Below are 23,602 nucleotides of genomic sequence, written 5' to 3'. Positions count from 1 at the left end.
TGGGGAGCCGTGATCGGTGGTGCCGCCGGTCTCAGCACGGCCGAAGCCGTCCTCTGGCGGTGGCGCAACGCGCGCTTCGCCCGTAACGCTCGGCTGGTCGAGATCGCGGTCCCGCCGCAGGTCGAGTCCGGCAGCGCGGCTGCCTGGTGGTCACAGGTGATGGGGTTGACGGCGCCGCGCTGGAAGCGTCTCCTGTTCGGCCAACCTCATCTGGCCTGGGAGTACGTGGCGGATGCCGCCGGTGTCCGGGTGCAGTTGTGGGTGCCGGGGCTCGTACCGCCTGGGCTGGTGGAGAAGTCGATCCGGTCGGCCTGGCCGGGCGCGGCCGTCACCACTCGCCCGGCCGAACCTCTCACCTCTCGCGGTGCCACGGCTTCCCGGGGCCGGATGGTTCTGGCTCGGCCTGACCACTACCCGCTCACGACCGCGCACCGCAACGATCCGCTGCGCGCGCTCCTCGGCGCGCTCTCGGGGTTGCGTCAAGGCGAGCAGGCCGCCGTCCAGGTCATGGTCCGCCCGGTGACAGGGCGGCGGCTGTCAGCCGCTCACCGCGCCGCCTCCTCGCTGCGGAACGGGAGGTCCAGCAGCCTCCGGGCCGACTTGTTCGACGTCATCACTCCCGGCAGCCTGCACCGCAACCGGCCCGGTGAGCTGTCCCGGATGTTCCCCGAGCGTGCCGAGGAGATCCGGGCCATCCTCGCCAAGGCGAACCAGCCGCGCTTCGCCGTCCAGATCTCGTACGCCGTCACGAGTGATCGGCCCGACGCCCGGGACCGCCTTCGTGGCCGCGCCCACGAGATCGCCGCCACCTTCGCGCTCTACGCCTCCGGCCACCAGTACTTGCGCCGCCTGCGCGGCCTCGACTTCCCGGGTCGCATGTCCAACCGCCGCATGAACTCCGGCTACCTGCTGGCCGTCGACGAGCTGGCCGCGCTCGCCCACCTACCCTACGACCAGGCCGCCCCGGGCATCACCCGAGCCGGAGCCCGGCCTATCCCGCCCGCGCCCGACGTCCCCACGTACGGCCCGGACGTCCGGGTCCTGGGTGATGCCGAGACCGGCCACCCGCGCCCTGTGGGGGTCACCGTGGCCTCGGCCCGCCAGCACCTGCATGTACTCGGCCAAACCGGTGTCGGCAAGTCCACCTTCCTGGCCAACCTCATCCTCTCCGACGCCCATGCTGGCCGAGGCGCCCTCGTCATCGATCCCAAAGGTGACCTGATCGACGACATACTCGACCGCCTACCCGAACGCGCCATCAAACGGACAGTTCTCTTCGACCCAGCCGAGCCCGGCAATCCACCCTGCTTCAATGTCCTTGCCGGGCCGGACCCAGCGTTCGCCGTCGACTCGATCGTCACGATCTTCCATCGCTGTTTCGCCTCGTCCTGGGGTCCGCGCCTGGACGACCTCATGCGTTCGGCCTGCCTCACCCTCGTACGGACTCAGCGCAACCGCGCGACTCTCGCCGACGTACCCAAGCTCCTCACCGACACCCCATTCCGCGCCCGAATCGTCGGCAAGCTCGACGACGAGCTGTTGCGCGGCTTCTGGTCCGCGTACGACGAGCTGTCACCCGCCGCCCGCGCCTCGGTGATCAGCCCTGTCATGAACAAGCTCCGCGCCGTCCTCCTGCGCCCGTTCGTCCGTGACGCCCTATCGGGCGGAGTCTCCACGTTCGACCTGGCCCGCACCTTGGACACCGGCGGCCTGGTCCTCGCCCGACTTCCCAAGGGCGTCCTGGGCGAGGACGCCGCGCGTCTCTTCGGCTCGCTGCTCCTGGCCCACACCTGGCAGGCCATCACGCCCCGGGTTCGCCTGCCGGAGCACGAACGCCGGGATACCGCCGCCTACATCGACGAGGCCCAGAACTTCCTCAACATGCCCATCTCCGTGAGCGACCTCCTGGCCGAGGCGCGGGCGTACCGCTTCTCGCTGACGCTCGCCCACCAGCACCTGTCCCAGCTCCCCAGAGATCTCCGCGAAGCCGTCTCCGCCGACGCGCGCAACAAGGTCTACTTCACCACCTCGCCGGAAGACGCCTACGATCTCGCCCGCCACGTCGGCCCCGTACTCACCGCACACGACCTATCCCATCTCGGCGCCTACCAGGCAGCCGGACGAGTCATGACCGGCGCAGGAGGCCCGTCACCGGCGTTCACCTTCCGCACCCGACCCCTCCCCGACCCCATCCCTGGTCGTCAGGAAGCGGTTCGGGCCGCGTCCCGTGCGGCCTTCGCCCGCCCCGAGACCGCCATTGCGAGCAAGCCGAAGCTTCGCATCCCGACCGATCCACGCCGAGCCCACGAGGAGGGCATTCAATGACCCGGCCAAACTCGTCCCGCCGCCTGCTTCCTTCCCGGCACCAGCGCGCCCGCGTCAGTCAGGCCCTCGTCGCCGGCCTCGCTGAACGCCTCACCCCGCGAGACGCCGAGATCCTCGACGCCGTCTGGGAACACCGCGTCCTCACCACCGACCAGCTCACCGCCATTTTCTTTCCCAGTGTCCACCGCGCCCGCCACCGCCTTTTGGACCTCTACGAACTACGCGCTCTGGACCGCTTCCGCCCCTGGGCCCCTACCGGGAGCCGCCCCTGGCACTGGATTCTCGGCACCACCGGTGCCCATCACCTGGCCGCACAGCGCGGCATCACTCCGGCGGAACTCCGCTACCGCCCCGATTCGGCCAGCGCTATCGCCTTCTCGTCCCGGCTGACTCACCAGATAGGGGTGAACGAGTTCTTCGCCCAGCTGCACGCCACGGCCCACCGCAGAGCTGACGGATCTGCAGTCGCCGAATGGTGGCCAGAACGCCGATGCACCGCCCTGTGGGGCGACCTCGCCCGGCCGGACGCCTTCGGCCGCTGGACCGAGCCCACCTCGACCGGCCAGCCGGACACGATCGACTTCTTCCTAGAACACGACACCGGCACCGAGCCGCTGTCCCGCGTCCTGGCCAAACTCGACGGGTACGCCGCCCTGGCCGAAGCAACCGGCATCAGCACGCCCGTGCTCTTCTGGCTCCCAAACCCCACCCGCGAAGCCAACTTCCGTAAGATCCTGATGACCCCCGACGTGCCCGTCGCCACGGCCGTACACACGCCCGCGACGGCCCCTGACGGCCCCGCCGGGACCGTATGGCTGCCAGCCGGATCAACCGGTCCCCGCCGCGGCCTGATAGCCCTACGGGGCGCGTGGGGCCCTGTAGATACCACCGGCCCCAACCGTGTCCCCGCGTAATGCCCGTCATCACGGCCACGGCGATCGGGGCGCTCGCCTTGATCGCCGTCCTCCTCAGCGTCATCGCGACCGTGCTACCGAGCTACGACGCTCCGAGCGCTTCCTGCGGTGTGTCCGCGCCCACCGACATCCCGCCCCGCTACCTCGATCTCTACCAGCAAGCCGCCGCCCTCTACGGTGTCCCTTGGACTGTCCTGGCAGCGGTCGGAAAGGCCGAATCCGACCACGGCCGAGGCATCGGGCCCGGCGTCACCACCGGCACCAACCACGCCGGAGCAGCAGGACCCATGCAGTTCATGCCAGGCACCTGGCAATCCTTCGGCGTGGACGGCAACGCGGACGGCACCAAGGACATCTACGACCCCGCCGACGCCATCCCCACGGCAGCGGGCTACCTCCGCCACAGCGGCGCACCGACCCACCTCGACCAGGCCCTCTTGCACTACAACCACGATCCCGCCTACGTCACCAAGGTCCTGCGCATCGCCGACTCCTACGCCACAGCCTGCCCGCCCCTCCAAGTCAGCGGTTCGGAACGCGGCTCGACTGCGGTGGCGGCGGCGTCCCGTTGGCTCGGCACCCCCTACTCCTACGGAGGCGGCGGCCTCGATGGCCCCACCACGGGGATAGGACTGGGCGCGAAGGTGACGGGCTTCGACTGCTCTGGCCTCGTCCGTTACGCCTGGCACCAAGCTGGAACTGCCCTGCCTCGTACCACCGAGGAGCAGTGGCGGGCCATCCCCCATGTTCCGCCCGGCCGCCAGGCACCCGGCGATCTCGTGTTCTTCCAGGGTTCCGGCGGAGGCTCCGACCGCCCCGGGCATGTCGGCCTCGTCCTCGACTCCTATCGCATGATCGAGGCCCCGCGCACCGGCGCACGCGTTCGCATCAGCCGCTACACGACCCGGCGGGACCTCGTTGGCTACGCCCGTCCGGGCGGCTGACATCGGAGCCGGGTCATCCGCCGTACCGCCGCCCGAGGCCGAGCGACCCCCTGAATGACAAGTGAGCGGGCGGGGCAACCACTGCCCCGCCCGCTCTCGTGCACCGTGTATCAGATATCGCCGCCGCGTAGGCGGCATGTGCGCTCGTCAGACGGGTCCAGGAGGATCGCTGGCAGCTTCTCCATTCCCAGGTCGAGGGCGCGGTGTATGCGGTGCCAGCCGTCGATCACCAGGCGGTTGCCGGGAGGCAGTGCGCACGGGAGCGGGACGACCAGGATGGGCTTCGTCAGGTCAACCGTCACGGCATGCTTGGGGTCGATGCGGATGAGGTCCTTGACGCCGGTCAACGTCCGGATAGCAGCCGGGCGTACTGGGTGGCGTCGGGCCAGACGGGTGGCCAGGTCTACATCCCATGCCCACCCCAGGAGGGTGAACATCTCATCGGACATGGTTTCTCCTCTCGTGCCAGGGCCGTTGGTGCCGCTGATTAGGCGTCCTGGGGCTTGACTGCGCGGAAGCGGTTGGGGCGCTCACTGACGAGTTCGGCCTCGCCGTTGCGGGCGAGGGTGTCCAGGGCGTTCGCGACCGCTCCTGAGGAACGGCCGAGTACCTTCGCGATCTCGTTGGCGGTGAACGCCAGGTCGGGGTACTTCGTCAGGTGAGCGACGACATCCGGACGCAGGGGCCGAGGTGCGCTGCGGTCCCCACCTCGCGAGGAACCCCACCCGGTGGTGGCCTTAGGTTGGGTAGTGCGGATGGCCTTTCGTACGTCCGCCGTACCGCTGTAGATGGCCTCCAGACCGGTGGTGAACGCCGTGTCGTCATCAGACAGCAGGGCTGCGTATGTGGTGGTCACGGCGTTGAGTAGGTCGGTCAGGGCGCGGCGCGTGTCTTCGACCATGCGGGCCTTGGCCAAGCTCTCGGCGGCCTGCTGACGGCGGGCTTCCTCCTCGGACTGAGCGCGGGCCAACTCGGCCTCGGCAGCCGCGCGGCGCTCGGCCTCCTGCTCAAGGATGCGCATGGCATCCGGGAAGGACATGGTGGTGGTCGGGGTGTCCTCAGTGGTTGTGTCGGGAGCTTCCGGAGCCGCCGGGGCGTCGATGCTCACGTCTGCTGTTACGGCGGCGTCAGCGGCCGTGTCGGGCGTTGGAGGGACGTCGCCATCCTGATCACGCACGTCGTCGGAGAAGACCGGAGCCCACGTGTCCGGTTGGGCGCGGCCTTCCTCAGAGCGCCTGCCGGGGGTGCGGATGGCGTGGCCTGCCTCGGCGAACGCCGTTAGTGCCTTGGTCGCGGTCGGCCGTGAGACACCGGCAGCCTCGGCGATCATCGTGACGGATGCCGCCGGGGTGGCGGTCAGGGCCTCCCATACCTTGGCCGCCGTGCCTTCAGGGCGGAATTCGGCCGAGGTGTCGGTCTTCTCGGCTACCGTGTTCGTCGCCATTTATTTCTCCTTTTACCTGGGGTGCGACCCCCCGGATTCCCTGGAGGCCAATTCGTTCGTACACAACGACTATTTCTCGACCCCAAATACAAAGCAAGCCGATTCGGCGGCGCGTTGGTAAAAACAATGGGCTCGCGATCGCCCGACCAGGCAATGAATCGCCGACAATTCCCGCGCCCCAACCGGTTAAATGCCTTGCGGCTCATGGGCAGCACAAAGAGCCGAACAGAGATTATTAGCCCTACGAGTTACGAGCGGAGCCGTAGGAGATTACTCAGATTGAATCGCTCGCATCAGAACATCCGAGGTTCGCTTCATGGCGAGTATTCGACTCGTAAGGCGAGTCGGGCGAGCCACCGGTAGCCCGCGGAGCCCTTTCCACCTGCGCGCGCTCGCCGACGCGGGGTACTCGTCAAGGCGGCGGCCCGAACGGTAGGGCGATCGGCACACCGACCGGCGGGCCCGGGCGACAGAGCGCAAAGTTCGCGCAACGAGGGCTTCCCACCGCCGAAAGCCGGACTTCTCACGGTGGGCTTGCCCGTAGTCTGAGGGGGTGGGACCAGCCGGATAGCAGCCGGTTGGTCCCACTCTTCGTGAAGGCCGATGTGGCCTGATGCAGGCGAAGTGCACGCCCCGATCAGGTGGCCACGCCGAGGATCGGCCTCGCAGCCGGGCACTACGGCATGCACGCGACTGCGAGGCCTTCTTCGCCCCTGGGCGCCTACGCTGGGCGGCGAGGGCGCCGGAGCCGCCGAAGTTACTTACCTCGGCGACCCTGCCGGTTCAACCCGTAATAAACGCATGAGCGCACCCCTTTCAATTATGCGTGCGCGCGTACGCACGGGTTATATAAGGGCTCACCTCGGCGACCGTCGTCAAGTCGTCGGCAATAGTTATTCAGACGGTTCGACTGCTCATCCGAAGTCAGTAACCCTGCGATAGAGCTGCCCTGTTTGCGAGGACGGTTTTCTACCTCGGGCGCGTAGCCGTTCGTGGAGTTCGTCATAGCAGTAATGGATGGCTTGGAACCTGCCGAGGCCGGAGTAGACCTCCATTCGCCTGCGGTACAGATGTTCGGCGACGCCGTCGAGTTCGGTGGCGCGTTCGAGATAACCGATCTCAATTTCGGGCTGCTCCTCCAGATCGGCAAGTTGGGCGAGGGCTTGGACGACGGCACGGTTCAGAGCGTCAGCCGCGTGCCGGGCCCAGCCATGCGGTACGTCGGGGAGGTAGGGACCGGTGTAGAGGTCCGCGGCGGCGATCAGCGCTGCGGACCTCTCCGGGCCCTTGGCCCGAGCCGCGGTGGTGAGGAGGTCGCGGATCTGCCAGACGTCGCAGGTGTAGAGGTCAGGGTTGATCCGATATCCGGTGCTGCCCATGAACTGGATGACGATCCGCCCATAATTGCCGGGCATCCCGAGCGCCTCGCACATCTTCGCGCGCGTCGCCTTGAGAAGGCCGGCGAACCGGTCATGCGGGGCTTCGGCTTCCGGCCAGAGCTTGTCGCCGGCCGCGCTCTTGGTCAGCAGAGAGGAGCGGTACTCGGCAAGCAGGCCGAGGAGGGCCCAGGTGTCGGTCCCCCACCCGCCCGCCGTACGGTTGCGTCCCTCGATGATGCACTGGCCCACAAGGCGGATGAGGCCGCGCCGGTCGGCTGCCGGGTCATGCGGGGCGTCCGTTGAACTGGTGGACGTGATGGTCGGTCCCGACGCGGGAGCTTCAGCGGGCGCAGGCACCGCCGGGGCACCATGCGTCGAACCCACGGGCACGGGGACCGCCGCTACCTCGGGGCTGACATCGGTGGGTCGGTGCGCCGTACGATTGCGCGAGCCGAACGGGCCGAACGTCACCAGGAGCCCGGCCAGGCTCCGTATCGCCCACGACCGTCCGGCCAGTGCCCTCGCCGCCTCTCTAACGAACTGCCGCCGCATGCTGCCTCCCTTGCCGCTCTTGAGCGTTCGCACTGATCAGATCGCGCGCGGCATCGAATCAGAGAGCCTGAAACTCTTCACGACGTCTACTGACCAGGGGTAGCGCGTCCAGGGGCACGGAAACGCCTTGCGCAGCGGGGATCTGGGGTCGCAGGACGCGGTGGTGAAAACCCACCATCGCGTGGAACTACTCACTCTCGACACGGCCCACTAAGGACCATCACGTTGAGCATTGAAGCGACTACTCTCTGTCTGGTGGTGTCAGTGGACGGGCAGAAACAGACCAACGCACAGCGCCTGCTGGCGGGCGTCGTTCCGGACGAGATCTTCGCGTCGTATTCCAAGCTGCTCGCGGAGGACGGCTGCCAGGAGAGCGACGCCGCGACCCTGCTGGGAAGCGCTGAGCAGGTGGCGGAGCTGACCGCCCGCGGCATGGCGCATCTTCGGCCGGACGGTCCGCTGCTGCCACCGCGTCTCGTGCCCGCACCGCCCGAACTCGCGCTCCAGGGCGTTCTGTCGGAGCTCTCGCGCCGTCTCGTCAGCGATCAGGAGCGGCTGCTGGCCGGGCACAAGCGGCTGAGCGAGTTCCATCAGACGTCCGCCACGTCCTCCTCAAGCTCTGGCATGGACAGGCTCGTGCAGATCGTCACCGATCGGGACGAGATCAGCCGCCTGTCGTACGCACTCATCAACGCGGCTCGGCACGACTGGCTCACTCTGGACAACTACGTCCTGGAGGCGCCCGTCGAGGACGCCACGGGGTACGCACCGCTACCGGTGTTCGAGGGCCAGGTGCAGTGCCGCGCCATCTACGAGACCCGCTGCGCGGAGCATCCGATCGGCGCGAAGACGATCGAGGCCGCGGTGGCCGCCGGTGAGCAAGCGCGCCTGCTGCCCCGGATCGGGATGAAGATGAAGCTCGCGGACGAGGCGGTCGCGCTCCTTCCGCTCACGCCCACGGGGATGGGCGGGGCATTGCTCGTTCGTTCGCCGGTCATAGTCGGCGCCCTGCGGGAGTATTTCGAGCTGCTGTGGGAGAAGGCGATACCGTTCGGCAGCACGAAGGCCGCCGGGCCGCTCACGTCGGCACAGGCGCAGGTGCTGCAGCTGCTCACCCAAGGACTGTCCGACGAGGCGATCGCCCGGCGGATGGACATCAGCGTCAACACCATGCGCAGACATTGGACCGCCATTCGCGATGAGCTGGGTGTGGAGACCCGCTTCGCCGCAGGAGCCGCAGCGGCGCGCCGCGGCTGGATCGACTGACTCGAGAGGCTGCCACATGCTCGGATACCTGGACTTCGTCCCCCAGCAGCGATTCCAGCGCACCCTTGCGCTCTCGCCCAACGGCCGGCTGGTCGCCTACTCCAGCCACGCCTCCGGCCACTACGACCTGTGGGTGGTCCCCGTAGCCGGTGGCGAGCCGCGCCGGGTGGCGGGTTTCGACAATCGGACGGTACGGCAGTTCGCCTGGACGCCCTCCGGTAACCAGCTGGTCTTCACCGCTGATGAGAACGGGGACGAGCAGTTCCGCATCTACATGGTCGCTCTGCATGGCGGCGAACCGACCGAGGTCAGCTCAGGGCCGGACTGCCAACGTATCTTGGCCGAATCGCCGTTCGACCCCACCGGTCGTTTCCTGGCTTACACCGCCAACGACCGCGATCCCGCCGCCCAGGACCTCATCGTCCACGACCTGATGTCCGACGAGCTCCGCCGCTTCGCGCCTCCCGAAGGAGTCGCGTTCGAGGCTGTCAGCCTCTCCCCCGACGGCCGCTGGCTCCTGTCTACCGGCTTCCGTTCCAACACCGACATCGCGGTCTACCTCACCGATCTGAACGACCCGGACGTCAAGCCCGCCTGTGTGACGTCCGCCCTCGGCGAGGGTGTCTTCGAACCCGGTGCTTGGGCTCCGGACTCCAGCGGCTTCCACCTGCTCACCGATCACTGGAGCGACTTCACCGCCGCCGCCTTCTACGACCTCGCAGCCAAGTCCCTGCACGCGATCGCCGACCCGAACTGGGACGTTGAAACCCTCGACGTCGCCGCAGGCGTACGCATCTGGTCTGTCAACGAGGGCGGCCGCTCCCGCCTGCACGCTGAACGCAACGGCTCCCCGCTTCCGCTCCCTGACATCCCACCTGGTGTCATCTCGACGCTGTCCCTGGCACCGGACGCCTCCTTCGCGGTCCTCCTGATCGACTCGGCGGCGCGGCCGGCCGAACTCGCGGTCCTAGACATGGCCCAGCACGACTTCCGCTACCTCACCGACACCCGCCCCGCAGCCCTGCGGGTCATCAACCCCATCGTCCCCGAACTGATCACCTACCCCGCCCGCGACGGACGCGACGTCCACGCCCTGCTCTACCGTCCGGACAGCCCAGGACCGCACCCGGTCCTGCTGTCCGTCCACGGCGGCCCGGAAGCCCAGGAACGCCCCATCTACGCCCGCTCCGGCCTCTACCAGCACCTTCTCCACCAGGGAATCGCCATCCTGGCTCCCAACGCCGCCGGGTCCACCGGGTACGGCACCGCCCACCAGAAGCTCATCTACCGCGACTGGGGCGGCATCGACCTCGACGACCTGGACCACGGCATCCGGTACCTGCAAACCCTCGGCTGGGCCGACACCAGCCGCCTCGCGGTCATGGGAGCGTCCTACGGCGGATTCGCCGCCTTGTCCTGCCTCGCTCGCTTGCCCTACTCGTGGACCGCAGGCGTCTCCATCTGCGGCCCCAGCAACCTCGTCACCCTCGCCAAGGCGTCACCCCCCACCTGGAAGACCTTCGTCGCAACCGTCCTCGGAGACCCCGACACCTGCGCCGAGCAGCTCCTTGAGCGCAGCCCCGTCACGCACGCCGACGGCATCACCGCTCCCCTGTTCGTCATCCAGGGCGCCCACGACCCGCGCGTCCCCCAGGCCGAGTCCGACCAGATTGTCACCCGCCTGCGCGAACGCGGCGTTGAAGTCCGCTACGACATCTATCCCGACGAAGGCCACGGCTTCACCAACCGCGCCAATGAACTCAAGGCGTATGAGGCCATCAGCGCTTTCCTCTACGCCCACCTGATCAACATCGGTGCCGACAACCCCGAAGCGCTCACCGTGGGGTGATGACCCGAACACAGTGGTGCCCATCCGCGAACCGGACGGGCACCACCGATCACGCGAGCACGGATTCAGACGTCACCATCCGTACCGTCCTTTGCTGAGGGCAGGAGCAGAGATAGCGGGCTGAGGCGGTACTCGGCCCGCATCTCGTGAACGTTCTCTTCGAGGGCGTCGAGGGCGCAGTCGAGGCTGACGTCGAAGTCGCCGATCTCGTCGCTACTGGCGTAGACGAAGGCTATGTCGCACATCAGCGCGAACAGTTGCGCGCGTACGTCATCGTCGTACCAGGGGTAGAGCTTTTCGAGGACGGTCCCGAAGTCCATGGTGCTCACGTTCGCCTCTCTTCGTATGGGGACTTCTCCGTACGACGAGGTCGGCCTGATAGCAGCAGGCCGACCCCTCATCCCGCTACGGCTCCCATTGGCTCTACGTCCTTGGCTTCGAGGTCGAGGTGGACCCACACCGTGTGCCCGGTCGCCGGGCTCCCGATCTGGGAGAGCTTCACGACGAGATTCCTGACGATCGCGAGCCCGAACCCGCCTACCGTCAGTTTCCCGTCAGCCGGTTGACGGTCGAACAGCGGCCTGCCTGCTCCCCCGAGGTCACACACCCCGAGGTAGGCGGGGCCGTTCTCCGGGAGGTGAACTTCCACCCCGAACCAGCCTCCAGCGAGGCCGGACCGGGTGTGCAGCAGGGCGTTCGTCGAGAGCTCGGAGACGATGAGTCCGGCATCGTCCTCGCGGCCCGTTCCATCGAACAGCGCCTCGGCCATGCGCCGCACTCGACCTACCTGATCGTGTTCACCCGGGAACACACCTCGCCAATCCATCCGGTCGGACGACCGCATCCATTCCCATCGTTCCGGTGCATGCATGGTTTCGATCATTCGCGGTGTTCCTCCTATCGTCGGTGGCTGTCGCACCCGGGCGGACACGACCGGCCTAATGAGCGCTCGACTTCATGTCAGGGGTCAAGTCGTCCCAGTACGTGCGGGACCACTCGGGAAGTCATGCGGCGGTTCTCGACGAGCGGCACGACGGCTGGCCGTGGCGGGCAGAGACTTGGCCAGCACTTCTCGGGCGAGCTTGACCGAGGCGGTGATCGAGTCGAGCAGCGGCGCGGGAAGAGACTCACTTCCGAGACCGGCCGAGGCCACCAGCTCGGTCAGCCCTCGGCGGTGGTCGCCGGCCAGCCTCATTACGGTGTGGTGGCCCAGTACGTCGCGAGCGGCATATCCGTCTCCCGATTGGAGCGCCTCCATCGCCACCTGAACCAGTACGCGGTCCGCCGTGCACACGTCGAAGGCTCCGGTCAGGGTGGCCACGGCCAGCCCGAACCGGGCGCGGAAAACCGCGTAACCCGGAATCGGCTCGCTTCCGAGGAACTGCTGGACCATCGCGTGGCCGTCTCGGCTGAGCGATCTGCCTGCGGACATCACGTTCAGGCAGGCCCCGACCTGTCGTTCCCAGGGTTCGGTCAGCTCGCACTCCTCCAGGACGTTCCGCGCGGCCTGAGATGCGCCGTGCAGGCAATGCGCGATGATCTCGGCCTGCCGTCCCTCCATCAGGTGCACTCCCACGCCGTTGTGGACCTTGGCGTGTGTGACCGCCTCGTCCCAGCGACCGGCCATGGCCAGTGCGCGGATACCGTCAGCGAGATATTGCAGCCACGCCCATTCGCGGAGCTTGTGATGCTCTTGTCTCGTCCCTATGAGGCCGGCGGTGGGCAGGGGCTGCCCCTCGACGACGAGTTCGGTGCGTGCGGTCACCGCCTGGTAGACCGCATCGAGCAGCCGCAGCGCCTGGTCGCCGTTCTCGGCGCGGATCTGCAGCCGCGCCAGGTTGAGGACGGGTTCGAGCATGTACCTCGCGTGCGGCACGGTGAGGGGCGCACCGATCCGCCGATAGACGTCGATGTGCTGCCAGCACAGGTCACGGGCGAGGTCGCCCAGCCCACAATCGCTAGCGACCAAGGCCGCCTTGTTCAGGGCGTGGGCCGCCTGGTGAAGGCCGTTCGCGCCCTGTTGCCAGGCGATGTCGGCGATCTCCGCGATCTCCCTCACCCGTTCCTGGAGCGAGGGGCAGGCCGGGCGGGGGCGCCCGACGAGCGGAAACAGACGTACGACGGCGTGCAGTGTCGTGATGTCCATGCTCAGCTCCAAGGCAAGAAGGCGGCCTTCGCCGCATGGGCGAGTACGCCCTGGGTCATGGCCGACAGGCCGAACCGGTTCCAGTGGGAGATCAGTACGTGGGTGAGTACGGCGCGGAGTCCGCGATCGAGGCGTCCCCGCGCCGCCGCGTCACCGAGCCGCCGACCGGCCATCTCATACGCGGCGAGCCAGGGTTCAGCGAACGCCATAGTGCCCGCGAGCAACGCGCGGTCGGCCTGTTGAGGCACCTGCAGAAGAAGTGCGTACTTTCGGTGCCAGTGCCTCCATGGCCGCGGCATGGTCGGCGGAGGGCGCTGGACGGATCTCGGCGACCTGGCCGAAAACGTCGCCGCGCTCGAACCAGTCCAGTCCTGCCTCTCTGAGCAGAAGGTTGATCAACAGGAGCGACAGTTCGCGGAAGGGGCCTCAGCTCAGCCTGTTCGATCACCGCTACCTGGATGTATGCCGCGCTTACCGAGGAGATGGCGATGCCGTGTTCATCCCTCTTGGCCACCACGGCGTTGTCGGCGGCGTAGGTGACCTCCAGCGGCGTATCGGCCGGAACGAACGCGTGCCGTGGCACCATACGGAACGCCGCCTCCACCGGCGCGGACGTGACGTGTCCTGCCGCGATGAGCTCGTCTGCGAGTTTGTCCCTGAGCTCAGCGGCCCGAGCCTGTTCGCTGGTGTCGTCAGTCATGAATGACTCCTCTTCGCGGTTTGTGGGTGGTCAGCGGATGCCGTCGCCGCATGCTCGCGAGGGCGTGGCTCACGCTGAACGGCCCGATGCCCGGTGTCCACGGGGCACGCCACACGGTGCTGACTGGTGCTCATGCCGGGTGATCCAGGAGCCTGTCACGCTCTGGCGTCTCCCCCCGGCGCAGGTGTTCGGCGTGGTGCTGCTTGAGCAGCGCGACGTACGCGGCGACAGCCGTGATGTAGCGGCCACGGGCGGTTTCTTCGTACTCACCTGGCGCGTCAGCAGGGCGCAGCACGAAGTACTGCCCACCGAGGGACGCCAGTTCGAAGGCACCGCAACATGCGGTGTGCCTCACCCGGACGACGTCACCGCCGGACGGCACATGCGGCTCCCACGTGAGATCCGCAGGTGCTGATGCCACGGACCGTGGCCGGCAACTGGCATCGGTCATGGAGTGCAGATCCCGCCGCTTGCCGTGCGAATGAAGACGCCTGTTCGGGGAAAAACACAAACTTCCGGCAATCGACTGGCCATACTGTCCGGCGGGGACAATCTGCCCAAGCCTCCTGCGCCCAACACCCGATGCTCGACAGTGGCCGATATGAATGCCCCGGCATCGGAATCTGTTAGTGCAAACACGAATCAATTTGATCGGCCATTCCTTCGCGCAGGAAGCCGAGAGACTATGAAACCAAAGGATGTCCCCTCGTTTCCGCCCCTTGCGAGGTGCCTGGTCGTGGCCCCTAAGATGCAGCCGATGCCAAACCGATTGCGCGAAGAGCGCGAAGCCCACGGGTGGAGCCAAAGCGATCTCGCCCGCGAATTGATCAAGGCGGCCGAAGCTGAACACAAGCCGACACGACTGCCGTCAATCGAAAGCCTCAAAAGGAATATATATGGATGGGAAGCGGGAAAACATGACGCGAGCCCGTTTTATCGCAGACTGTGCGCTCTCGTGCTCGACATGTCCGAATGCGAACTCTTCGGGGGCTCCGGGTACGAGAACCTACGTCAACGCCTCGACGACGTGCTGGCGGCGGGCACGATGAGCGACGCGACACTGGATGACTGGGAGCGCGCAGTCCACCTCTACGGGCAAGCAGCCCACACCAGGCCAGCTAACCTCCTCGTTCACGATCTGGGATCGGACCTTACCGACCTGCACCAGGCCCTTGCGGAGAACAGGTCGGCCTCTACCAAGCGCCGGCTCACCCGGGCAGTGGCGCACATGGCCGGGCTCATGTGTCTCACCCACATCAAGCTCGACGACCGCCCCGCTTTCCGCCGCTGGGCCCGCACGGCCAGGTTGGCAGCTCAGGAGGCCGAAGACCCGTGGACCTACTCCTGGGTGCTCGCCCAGGAGGCGTACGGCCACTTCTACGCCTGCGACTACCTGGAGGCCATCGACGTGGCCAGGGGCGCCCAGTCGCTCGTGAACACAGCCGTGGGTGCAGTCCTCGCGGCCGCCCTGGAGGCCCGAGCACACGCAGCGCTCGGCCCCGCACGCGTCGGCGAGGCTCAAGCGGCACTCGCGCGAGCGGAAGGCCTTCTCGCCTCACTACGTCCTCACGAGATCAACGATTCCGCCTTCGGCTACAACAATGCCCAGCTCTACTTCCACCGAGGCAACACCTACACCTACCTGGGCGACACCAGGGCGGCCTGGCAAGCCCAACAGCGGGCTCTCGAACTGTACGCCCCGACGAACTATCTGGATCGGGCGCTCATCGGACTGGATCGAACCCTGTGTCTGGCGCGTGACGGCGACAGCGCTGGTGCTCTGGAGCACGCGGCGGCTACGCTCGTCCCACTCACGAAGGATCAACGCGAGGGCATCATCAGCCTGCGCGGCAGAGAAGTCCTCGAGGTCATCCCGCACGGACAGAAGGCTCTGCCAGCTGTACGGCAGCTTCGTGAGCTTCTGTCGCCGAGCGACTGAGGAGGAGTCCAGCTCACGTGACGATCAAGGTGGAGCCGGCGACCCCGGAACACATCGAGGCCCTCGTGGGACTGCTAGAGGAGATGGACCGCTACTACGGGGCCGATGAGCTGGACTCGGTGGAGGTTCGTACTCGACAGGTTCAGCAAGCTCTCTTCACCGAGCCTCGTGCTGCGTTCGTGTTACTTGCGTGGCAAGGCGATCAGCTTGTCGGCGTCGCGTCCTACTCGTTCCTGTGGCCTGCTGTCGGACTGACACGGTCGCTGTATCTGAAGGAGCTCTACGTATCAGAATCAGCGCAGCGCCAAGGGGTGGGGACGGCGCTCATGAAGGCTCTGTTCGCTCTGGCGGTCGAGCACGGATGCAGCAGAGTCGAGTGGACCACCGATCACGACAACGTTAGGGCGCAACAGTTCTACGAGGGGCTCGGCCAGAACGAGCTGCCGACCAAGCTTTTCTATCGTGTCGTCACTATATGAACCGTCGCGCAGCCGGCCGAGGTAGACGGTCTGCCGGTTCACCATGATGACGCTGAAGGCGTTCGCGCGGCGCTGCACGATGACCGCTGCGGCGTGGGAGGCGGTCCCGTCGGGCGGGCACCATGCAGTTGCAAGCACCCACCCCCGATCAGCGGGCTGAAAAGCGGACGGTCACACAGGCCAGGCCTTCTGCTCAGTTCGGCTCCCTAGAGGCCTCCTCCTGGCGGTCGCCTCGGGCGAGAACCCGGTAAATCGGCGATGGATCAGCCACGTGCCACGGCGAGGAGTTGCCGGATGCCACTAACCAACCTGGGCTTGTCCGGAGAGCTGCTGAGCTCAAGGACCGCAACTAGGAGATCACGATCGGAGGCATCCGGTGAGCTCGATATCGATCACGTCCAGTATGTACATCCCCGCGGCTTTAGCCGCCTTCGACGACCTGGATGCCTCCGATGACACTGGGACTGTTGGCCAAGGCCACCGACCCGGGCGCCGCGGCGAGCTAACCATCGGTCAGATCAGCGTGGCGCTCAAGCGCGCCAGCCGTCGTGCGCCGCGGTTTCAGGTGGCTATCAACGTATGTTCTACGATTCCACCTCGAATCCTGCCGTGCTACCGTCAATGACGATCACCTATCGGCGGATTCGGGGGCGGCCGCTGTTCGAGGAGGAGGCTGCCCTGGCCTGCGAGTGGTGCCTGGACAAGAACAATCACCAGGGCTGGTATGGCGAGTGTTTCATTCAGGTGCTTGCCGCGGCAGCGGGCCTTCAAGCCAGCCCGCTCACGCCCGACTGCACGGGCGTCGACTTCGACATCTCCGCGCCCGTCGAAGTCGGGGGTGACTTTCCTGCGATGCGCGTTCAGGTCAAGACTTGGGCCAAGCCCAAGGGGGATAACGATGACTGGATCTATCCTCGGCTGACCGAGAAGCGGTTCAATGCACTCGCCGGCGGTGAACGCCGGATTCCTCGTTTCCTCTTCTTGGTCATCGTCCCAGACGACGCAGCGAAGTACGCCCGGGGCAACAAGAACGGCCTCGTGCTGAGCCACGCCGCGTACTGGCTTTCCCTGGCCGATCGCGTCAGGGTCGAGAATCCGCAGTGCAACGGAACCATTACCGTACGAGTGCCGAAGAGGAACCTGCTCACCGTCAAGAGCTTGAGAGGACTGCTAGACCCGACACTGGCGGAGGTGGCTTTATGAATGAGCTGGCAATCGACCCTGCCAGCCTTGCCGGCTACCTTGCCAGTCGTGGTTGGCGAAACGAAGGGACATGGCGGGGAGCCGAGGTCTGGCAAGGTGCAGATACCCGCCTGCTGATCCCGCCGCAGCGGGAGTATCCGGACGACGATGAATTGCTTGCGGAGGCGGTCGCCAAGCTAGCAGTGCTAGAGGATCGACCTGCCGAGGAAATTCTGCTCGACATCGCAGAGCCGCTAGTGGACACCGTGGATGTCCGAACTCAGCCGGACACCCCGTCCGGAACCATCCCACTCCTGTCCGGAGTGAAAGCGGTCGACAGTATCTGCGAATTGCTGGACACCGCGGCCCGGACGGTGGAAGAAGGTCCCCGGCTCATCTTCACAGGACGCCGAAGCGGGGTGGTGCAGGACTTTCTGGGATCTGTCCGCTTGGGCACAAGCAAGCCTGGAAGCTACATCTTCACGGCTCGCGTTCCGGTGGCCTCCCGTGATGTCCAGGCTTCGCTGTTCGAGGAGGACGACACCGACCCATTCGGCAGGCAAGTTTTGGTCACCATGGACAAGGCCCTCCGAGCCGCGCAGACAGCTTGTACGCAAGTTATCCGAGGCACGGCCTCCTTCGACATCATCGAGGAATATGTAGACCAGGGTGTATCGGCCGATCTCTGTGAAGCGGTCAGCGGGCTCGCCGGTCACGGTGTCGATCGTCCATTTTCCATCGCGGTCGGGTGGGCACGCGGGCTGGACTCGCCCTCGGGGGAGGCGATCGAATTCAGTGCGACCATGGCCGGGGTCCTGAGCCAGGCAGCGAAACAGCTGAGAGACCTGGCCCGTGTAGGAACGGCCACGATCACCGGTGTAATTGAGGATCTCCATTATGACGACGTGGAACCGCCTCGCATCAAGATCCGGGGCGAGTTGCAAACCTCGTCGTCCGAGTCCCTTGCCCGCGCGATCTGGGTCGTACTGAGCCGCCGCCAGTATGAGAGTATCGCCCCGCTCCACTACCAACGCGCTACCGTCCGAGTCAGAGGGCGCCTCACGACCACTGGCAGACGGCTGGAGATGCGTCCGGATCGCACCGGTGTGGAGATCATCAGCTGACAGGTAGAAAGGGACTTCGTACGCCAGTCCATGTAACGAGCAACTCCTCTCGCGCCCGGGTGCAAGCGACGAAGAGGACACAGCGCTCGCGCTGTAGGTCAAGGGCGTGCGCGGCTTTGTCTAGGCTCGCCAGTGTCACCGCCGATGGCGCAGGCACCGAGTTGTCGCTGACGCCGGTGACCACCATGCAGCGGAATTCCAGCCCTTTCATCCGGTGCATGGTCCCGACCAGAACCTTGCCCTCATGGGCGGCCTGGCTGGCCAGGCTCGCCGCCGGGATGCCGTGTTCTGCCAATGAATTGACGACCTCGCCGATGGGGGCACGGGCACGCATGGCGATGCCGACTTGTTCTGGCTCCACCCCATCGTCGAGCCACTGCTGGACTTGTGCTGTCACGAAGGCAAGTTCGTCCTGCCGTGAAGCGAATCCTTCCAGCCGTGGCTGGTTACCGTGGACGTCTGAGCGGCAGCCGGTCAACGATTCGAGGTCTTCGTTCATGTCATCGATGGCCTGACCGCGAAGGAGGCCGACACACCACGCGAGAATCTCTGCCGTGGTCCGGTAGTTAATCTTCAGTCGGGTTGACCTGCCCGTCACGTCCACCCCGACCTGCCGTAGGGAGGCGCGGTTGTCGTAGATGCGCTGGTGGGTGTCTCCGGCGATGAACAGATCATCAGGTCCGACCGGGACAACAGCGCGCAGGAAGCGCCACTGCCATGGGCTGAGGTCCTGCGCCTCGTCAACAATCACGTGTTCGTACGGCTGGCGGTCCGCCTCGGTCAGGAGTCGGGTCGCTTCAACGCAGATCGTCTCGTGTGTCCACACGCCGTCCTTGCGCAGCCCGGAGCTGAACGCTTCGAACGCCTCCCAGACAGTCTCTCTCGCGGCAGAGCTTAGCCGTACCCCGCGCCCCTTCCTCCGGGCACCCTGGTACTCCAGCAGCGTGGTGATGCCCTGGGCAAGGATGACCTGCCGCCACTCGGCGGCGAGAAACGCCGGCTCGTGCGCGGAACTGGCCTTCGCCCACCTAGCCACCTCCTCCGCTTGGTTGAGAACAGACAGTCGCCCGTGCTCGCGGGCAACAATCTGGTGGGCAACCTGGTCGATGTGCCGGACGTCAACACGCTCGAGCAGGTCGGGTTCGCTAACAAGAGCACGTAGCCCGTCGTCGAGAGAGGCGGCCAGCGTTTTCGTAAAGGTGGTAAGCAGGACCGCGCCCTGGCGCTCAACACGTCTAGCCAGATGCCGGGCCCTGTGCAAGGCGACGACCGTCTTTCCGGTTCCCGGCCCACCGGAAACCCGAGCTGGTCCGCTGTACCGAGCGTGGGCAACACGCAGCTGGCTTGGATGGAGGTAGACCCGCCAAAGGGCGAACGGCTGGCTGAAGACGTCCATGAGTTCATCAGGCCCGGTCACCAGGATAAGCCTGCGGCTGGTCCGTTCAGTGGCAGCCACCATGTCATCGATGTCGACCGGAGCCGACTGAGCGACTTCGTTCCACACCTCTTCGGGCGTCATCCCCATGGCCAGGCCGATGAGCACGTCATACTGGGCTTCGCCCAGCGTCCGGCGCGCCTTCTCCACTTCCAGTTGGTCCGTCACGGAGCGGGCGAAGGCAAGGGTTTGCTCGTCGATGCCAAGCGTCCGGAGCTGCGCGTCGCTGACGTGATCAAACAGTCGATCGGGCCCGCCGGATGCGGTGTTCCTGGCGGTGGCTTCCTTCACGCCGACCACGTCGATGACCTCGACCACACCGGCGGTGCTGTTGACGGAGACCTTGTGCCGTTCAGCCCACCTGTAGGCGGCGTCATGCTGGTCGACCTTGAGGAGCAGGTAGAGGTCACCCTGCTCCGGGGCCAGCACGATCCCGCGATAGCCCTGGTCGATCCGGATGGAGCGGAACCGTTCGTCCTTCGCGTTGTGGATCTTCTCCAGGTTGATGCCTGCGCCGCCCGCCTGGAACTTTGCGAAGACCTCCTGGACACGCTCCTGGACGTCCGGGTTCAGCTTGCCGAATTCCCACAGGAAGCTGCTGTCGATCGCCAGACGTGCCACAGATCCTCCTCGCCGGTCAGAGCTCACTTACGATCTTGCTGATGTGCGAAAGGATCGCCTCGGGTTCCGAAGCGAGGTTGAGCGCATGGCAGATGATCTCGATGCCCGCATGCCTTACGACGTGTGAGGCACCTGATCCGTTCCCCTTGGCGTAGATCAGGTGTCCACGAGGCAGCCCGAGGGCCGTGCAGTAGGCCAGCATCTGGTACAGATCGGCGTCTGGGTATCCGGCTGGCTTCTCCTGCTTGTACTTGGCGTCGACCACGGCCCGGGGAACACCGCTCAGTTCCCACACCAGATCGGGCTTCATCCGTACGGCCAGCGCCTCGTCCAGGTGGCAAGGATACTGCGGATAAGCAATCCCGCCGAAACGGTCATGCAGTTCCTCCGACACCGCCACGGTCACGAAGTCTTCGAAGATCTTCGGCAGGTCGAAGAGGAACCCGCTGGCAACCGTCGGGCCCGGAGCGTGCTCGGGTGAGGTCGCCCGCCACACGATCTCTGCGAGCCGGAGGGCGGCATAGTACCGGGCATTCAGCCGCGTCGGCTGCCAGCTCGGCAGGCGCGCCCCGACAATCAGGCTGGTGACGCCCGCAAGGCGGATCCGGAGGGCAGCCAGCCTCCGACGTGAGCTTCCGGAGACACGAGAAACCCTCAGCAGCCGTGTGATGGCCGCGAGCAGGATCTGGTTCTCCGGGATGTCGATGGTGAAGTCGTCGTGACGGATCTCCATGGGGATAGGGCGACCGTGGTGCCGACGGAGCTGGTCGGCCTCGCGGAGGCGTCCGCGCAACACGTACGAGGTCTCCTCGGCCGTTCGATATCCCTGAAGCAGCCCTTGTCGGAGCGCACGCTCTGTCTGCCGCCACAACGCATCGGCGACGGCGGGAATCAACCCCTCCCGTACCTCCAGATGAACCAGCTCGTCCCGCCATCCTTTCGGATCCGCTGCGTACCCGACGAGAAACAGCAGCCGGTCGATCTCCAGTTTCGGTGTCACCCACACCTCGACGTCGCCCACCCGCGCGACGCCGACCTTCCCCTGTGGAGTGAGCTCCCACAGCTCGGCATTGAAGGAAGAAGGACGTGCCTGAACGACGCCCGAGTCCGCCAGCCGTCGTCCCTGCTCATGGCTGAGACGCGCGACCAGCTGATCGTTCTCGGCAACGGTCAGACGCATCACGACGCGGGCTGTTCCGGCTCGGCTTCAGGGGCGGCTTGGCGTACGGCTTGCCGGAGGGCGGGCAGGCGATAGCGGTCGAGAACAGCGAGCGGGCTGCCGTAATGCTGCTCGGCGAGGAGCGGGAGGATAGCGGTCTCCCACACCTCGGCCAGGCCGCTCTCGCGTTGGTAGATGCTCGGCTTCATCAGGTAGGACGGGCCGATGGCGAGGTCGTGGTCTTCGATGCGCGTGTTGAGCGCGTCGAGGATCTCCGGTGCGTCCACGTTGTGGACGGCAAGCTCGTCGTCGTTGCGCAGCCGTGCGAGCCATCGATCGAGAAGTCCCTGGATGGGAGCGTGAGACGGATGCAACTCCACGAAGCGGAACCGGCGCCGCATCGCCGCGTCGACGAGGGCGATCGAGCGGTCGGTGGTGTTCATGGTGCCGATGACGAAAACGTTGGGTGGCAGCGTGAAATCCGACTCGGCTGAGTAAAGGAGGCCGATCGCGTCGTCGCGATATTCCAGCAGGAAGTAGAGCTCGCCGAAGACCTTCGCCAGATTGGCCCGGTTGATCTCGTCGATGATGAGGATGTACGGATCCGAAGGGTGTTGCCGGGCGGCCTCAACGAGCTGCCGGAACGGGCCAGGCCGCAGATCGAAGGCGAGCTGGCCGTCCGTTCGCTGGACCGGGCGGAAGCCTTCGAAGAAGTCCTCATAGGTGTAGGACGGGTGGAACTGGACGAGCTTGACCGCGCTCGGCTCGGCCAACTGCCCGGCGAGCTTGCGAGCGAGGAACGTCTTGCCCGTGCCGGGCGGGCCGTACAGGATGAGCTGCTTGTTCTCCCACAGGAGGTCGGCCAGGCGTTGCAGGTCCTCGCGGGTGATGAGGATGTCGTCGGCGAGGTCCTGGCCGATCTCGGGGAAGGCCAGGACGCGGACCGGCTCCGGCTCGGTCTCGCCGAGCGTGATGTCCAGAGCCGCGAGCAGTTCTTCGATCGCCGGGATGTTCTCGGTCAGTTCGACGACGTCGGACTGGCTGTGCAGTTTGGCGGGCAGCGGCTGCGGCAGGTGCGCGAACGGCACCGGCTGGGTCTCGTTCAACCAGTCGACAGCTCGTCGAAGGTTGGACCGTTGGTCGGAGGAGGCGACGTAGGAGGCGTCACCGGCGAGCACACCGACGTACGCCTTGCCTTGAGTGGTCGTCAGCACATAGTCGCCCGGCCGCATGCGGTTGCTAAACGCATCGAACTCGGTGAGCTTCGTTTCCCTGACCGCGTAGGACTTGTGCTGGTAGTTCCCGTCGACGGTCATTCTGAGCTGATCGCGGTCGATCGGAATCGGGATCTCCGGCAGGCTGGCGGCCGCCAACGAGACCGACCCCTTGTGCAGCCAGACCGGTACGAGGTCACGTCCGTCTACTGATGAGCCGCGAACCAGCCACGCCCGCCGGATCACCGGCTCTGGTGCCAGTTCGGCGAACATCTCACGGAAGTCATCGGTAGTGAGTCGTCGCGCCGGGTTCGCGCGGCCGGCTGCGTCGAACTCCAGGCCTTCGCGCTCCAGTACCTCACGGGGGTCGTCGGTGCGCTCCGGGTCGAACCATTTGAAGTCATCGGAAATGCGACCGTCGTTGAGCAGCACTCGGTGCGCCGCAGCAGGCCGCTGTTCGCCGAGGAATCCCCAGATCGAGTTCCAGGCCGTACTATTCAGTGCGGCGAGATCAACATGGCTAGTCCACATACCCGGCTCCAGACGGGCGATGGCCTCGGCGACCGGCGCCCACTTTGGGTCCGCGTACTTCTTCCCGCTCTGCTGTTTGGCGCGATACTGCGCCGTCACCTGGCGATACAGCTCGGCACCGGGGTAATCCTCCAACGCCTGAAGCCCTGCTTCGGTGATCGACCACCCACCCCGCCGCGTCACCCACCCAAGCGCCGCCGCCTCCATGACTCGCCACCCGAGCTGCTTGCGCCAGCGTGGCTCGCCGCTCGGGTATGCAGTGAGGTAGTCGGGAGCAATCTCCACCCGCCGCTCGACCTCATCGAACGTCTCCCGGCGGGTGAGCGGGCCGTCGGCGTCGCGCAGCACCTCGAGAGTGGTCCGCAGCAGCGGCCCCATATGATCGGCGAAGGCCACGGT

At 66.3% G+C, this 23,602-nt stretch carries 20 protein-coding genes; 9 read left to right on the top strand and 11 right to left on the bottom strand.

Annotated features, from left to right (window positions below; all coding sequences use genetic code 11):
* Positions 1 to 9 precede the first annotated feature (9 nt).
* The 3 genes from BLS95_RS42770 to BLS95_RS42760 are packed head-to-tail and all read left to right on the top strand — an operon-like array spanning position 10 to position 4,183.
* Positions 10 to 2,325 carry a type IV secretory system conjugative DNA transfer family protein gene (locus BLS95_RS42770; RefSeq protein ID WP_090945329.1) on the top strand — a complete coding sequence of 772 codons (2,316 nt, stop codon included), beginning with the start codon at positions 10 to 12 and terminating at the stop codon, positions 2,323 to 2,325.
* On the top strand, positions 2,322 to 3,239 hold the full coding sequence (locus BLS95_RS42765) for a replication-relaxation family protein (RefSeq protein WP_090945328.1): 918 nt from the start codon (positions 2,322 to 2,324) through the stop codon (positions 3,237 to 3,239). Before BLS95_RS42770 ends, BLS95_RS42765 begins: the two co-directional genes overlap by 4 nt.
* Positions 3,239 to 4,183 (top strand): C40 family peptidase, encoded by a 945-nt coding sequence (locus BLS95_RS42760; RefSeq protein ID WP_176993678.1) that lies wholly within the window; start codon positions 3,239 to 3,241, stop codon positions 4,181 to 4,183. The genes BLS95_RS42765 and BLS95_RS42760 overlap by 1 nt, the downstream gene beginning before the upstream one ends.
* Positions 4,184 to 4,293: 110 nt before the next feature.
* On the opposite strand, the gene BLS95_RS42755 is transcribed toward BLS95_RS42760, so the two are convergent.
* The 3 genes from BLS95_RS42755 to BLS95_RS42745 all read right to left on the bottom strand — a co-directional run bounded on the left by BLS95_RS42755 (position 4,294) and on the right by BLS95_RS42745 (position 7,558).
* Positions 4,294 to 4,632 carry a hypothetical protein gene (locus BLS95_RS42755; protein ID WP_090945326.1) on the bottom strand — a complete coding sequence of 113 codons (339 nt, stop codon included), beginning with the start codon at positions 4,630 to 4,632 and terminating at the stop codon, positions 4,294 to 4,296.
* 38 nt (positions 4,633 to 4,670) lie between these two features.
* Entirely contained in the window at positions 4,671 to 5,627 is a 957-nt protein-coding gene (locus BLS95_RS42750) for a helix-turn-helix domain-containing protein (RefSeq protein WP_090945325.1), read from the bottom strand.
* A gap of 914 nt (positions 5,628 to 6,541) precedes the next feature.
* On the bottom strand, positions 6,542 to 7,558 hold the full coding sequence (locus tag BLS95_RS42745) for an AfsR/SARP family transcriptional regulator (protein WP_090945324.1): 1,017 nt from the start codon (positions 7,556 to 7,558) through the stop codon (positions 6,542 to 6,544).
* Positions 7,559 to 7,783: 225 nt separating this feature from the next.
* Here BLS95_RS42745 and BLS95_RS42740 point away from each other — a divergent pair, with 225 nt between their 5' ends.
* Both BLS95_RS42740 and BLS95_RS42735 read left to right on the top strand, forming a co-directional pair.
* Entirely contained in the window at positions 7,784 to 8,824 is a 1,041-nt protein-coding gene (locus BLS95_RS42740; RefSeq protein ID WP_143044113.1) for a helix-turn-helix transcriptional regulator, read from the top strand.
* A 16-nt stretch (positions 8,825 to 8,840) separates the two neighbouring features.
* The gene (locus BLS95_RS42735) at positions 8,841 to 10,673 is read left to right on the top strand and encodes a S9 family peptidase (RefSeq protein WP_176993677.1); all 1,833 of its coding nucleotides are present in this window, start codon (positions 8,841 to 8,843) and stop codon (positions 10,671 to 10,673) included.
* Positions 10,674 to 10,738: 65 nt separating this feature from the next.
* On the opposite strand, the gene BLS95_RS42730 is transcribed toward BLS95_RS42735, so the two are convergent.
* From BLS95_RS42730 to BLS95_RS54885, 5 genes are all read right to left on the bottom strand, one after another.
* Positions 10,739 to 11,002, bottom strand: a complete 264-nt coding sequence (locus BLS95_RS42730; RefSeq protein ID WP_090945321.1) for a hypothetical protein — start codon at positions 11,000 to 11,002, stop codon at positions 10,739 to 10,741.
* Positions 11,003 to 11,070: 68 nt separating this feature from the next.
* Entirely contained in the window at positions 11,071 to 11,442 is a 372-nt protein-coding gene (locus tag BLS95_RS56280) for an ATP-binding protein (RefSeq protein ID WP_176993676.1), read from the bottom strand.
* A 198-nt stretch (positions 11,443 to 11,640) separates the two neighbouring features.
* Positions 11,641 to 12,819 carry a hypothetical protein gene (locus BLS95_RS42720; protein WP_176993675.1) on the bottom strand — a complete coding sequence of 393 codons (1,179 nt, stop codon included), beginning with the start codon at positions 12,817 to 12,819 and terminating at the stop codon, positions 11,641 to 11,643.
* 2 nt (positions 12,820 to 12,821) lie between these two features.
* Positions 12,822 to 13,028 (bottom strand): hypothetical protein, encoded by a 207-nt coding sequence (locus BLS95_RS59655; RefSeq protein ID WP_342742822.1) that lies wholly within the window; start codon positions 13,026 to 13,028, stop codon positions 12,822 to 12,824.
* A gap of 621 nt (positions 13,029 to 13,649) precedes the next feature.
* A complete protein-coding gene (locus BLS95_RS54885) occupies positions 13,650 to 13,874 on the bottom strand; it encodes a hypothetical protein (protein WP_176993674.1) in 225 nt (74 codons plus the stop codon).
* A 402-nt stretch (positions 13,875 to 14,276) separates the two neighbouring features.
* Here BLS95_RS54885 and BLS95_RS42705 point away from each other — a divergent pair, with 402 nt between their 5' ends.
* The 4 genes from BLS95_RS42705 to BLS95_RS42690 all read left to right on the top strand — a co-directional run bounded on the left by BLS95_RS42705 (position 14,277) and on the right by BLS95_RS42690 (position 18,243).
* Positions 14,277 to 15,458 (top strand): helix-turn-helix transcriptional regulator, encoded by a 1,182-nt coding sequence (locus BLS95_RS42705; protein ID WP_143044111.1) that lies wholly within the window; start codon positions 14,277 to 14,279, stop codon positions 15,456 to 15,458.
* Positions 15,459 to 15,475: 17 nt separating this feature from the next.
* On the top strand, positions 15,476 to 15,937 hold the full coding sequence (locus BLS95_RS42700; RefSeq protein ID WP_143044110.1) for a GNAT family N-acetyltransferase: 462 nt from the start codon (positions 15,476 to 15,478) through the stop codon (positions 15,935 to 15,937).
* Between the two features lie 621 nt (positions 15,938 to 16,558).
* Complete coding sequence (locus tag BLS95_RS42695; protein ID WP_176993673.1) at positions 16,559 to 17,140, top strand: DUF4365 domain-containing protein; 582 nt, start codon at positions 16,559 to 16,561, stop codon at positions 17,138 to 17,140.
* A complete protein-coding gene (locus tag BLS95_RS42690; protein WP_143044109.1) occupies positions 17,137 to 18,243 on the top strand; it encodes a hypothetical protein in 1,107 nt (368 codons plus the stop codon). Before BLS95_RS42695 ends, BLS95_RS42690 begins: the two co-directional genes overlap by 4 nt.
* Here BLS95_RS42690 and BLS95_RS42685 read toward each other — a convergent pair.
* The 3 genes from BLS95_RS42685 to BLS95_RS42675 are packed head-to-tail and all read right to left on the bottom strand — an operon-like array spanning position 18,236 to position 23,599.
* On the bottom strand, positions 18,236 to 20,299 hold the full coding sequence (locus BLS95_RS42685) for a UvrD-helicase domain-containing protein (RefSeq protein ID WP_090945316.1): 2,064 nt from the start codon (positions 20,297 to 20,299) through the stop codon (positions 18,236 to 18,238). The two genes, BLS95_RS42690 and BLS95_RS42685, sit on opposite strands and share 8 nt — an antisense overlap.
* Positions 20,300 to 20,315: 16 nt before the next feature.
* Positions 20,316 to 21,479, bottom strand: coding sequence for an McrC family protein (locus BLS95_RS42680; RefSeq protein ID WP_090945348.1), 1,164 nt, complete (start codon positions 21,477 to 21,479; stop codon positions 20,316 to 20,318).
* Positions 21,479 to 23,599: an AAA family ATPase gene (locus BLS95_RS42675; RefSeq protein ID WP_143044108.1), complete on the bottom strand. Its 2,121-nt coding sequence runs from the start codon at positions 23,597 to 23,599 to the stop codon at positions 21,479 to 21,481. The genes BLS95_RS42680 and BLS95_RS42675 overlap by 1 nt, the downstream gene beginning before the upstream one ends.
* Positions 23,600 to 23,602 lie beyond the last annotated feature (3 nt).

This window comes from Nonomuraea jiangxiensis (genome assembly GCF_900099965.1).
GTDB classification, from domain to species: Bacteria; Actinomycetota; Actinomycetes; order Streptosporangiales; family Streptosporangiaceae; genus Nonomuraea; species Nonomuraea jiangxiensis.
This window is presented reverse-complemented; position numbering and strand designations above follow the sequence as displayed.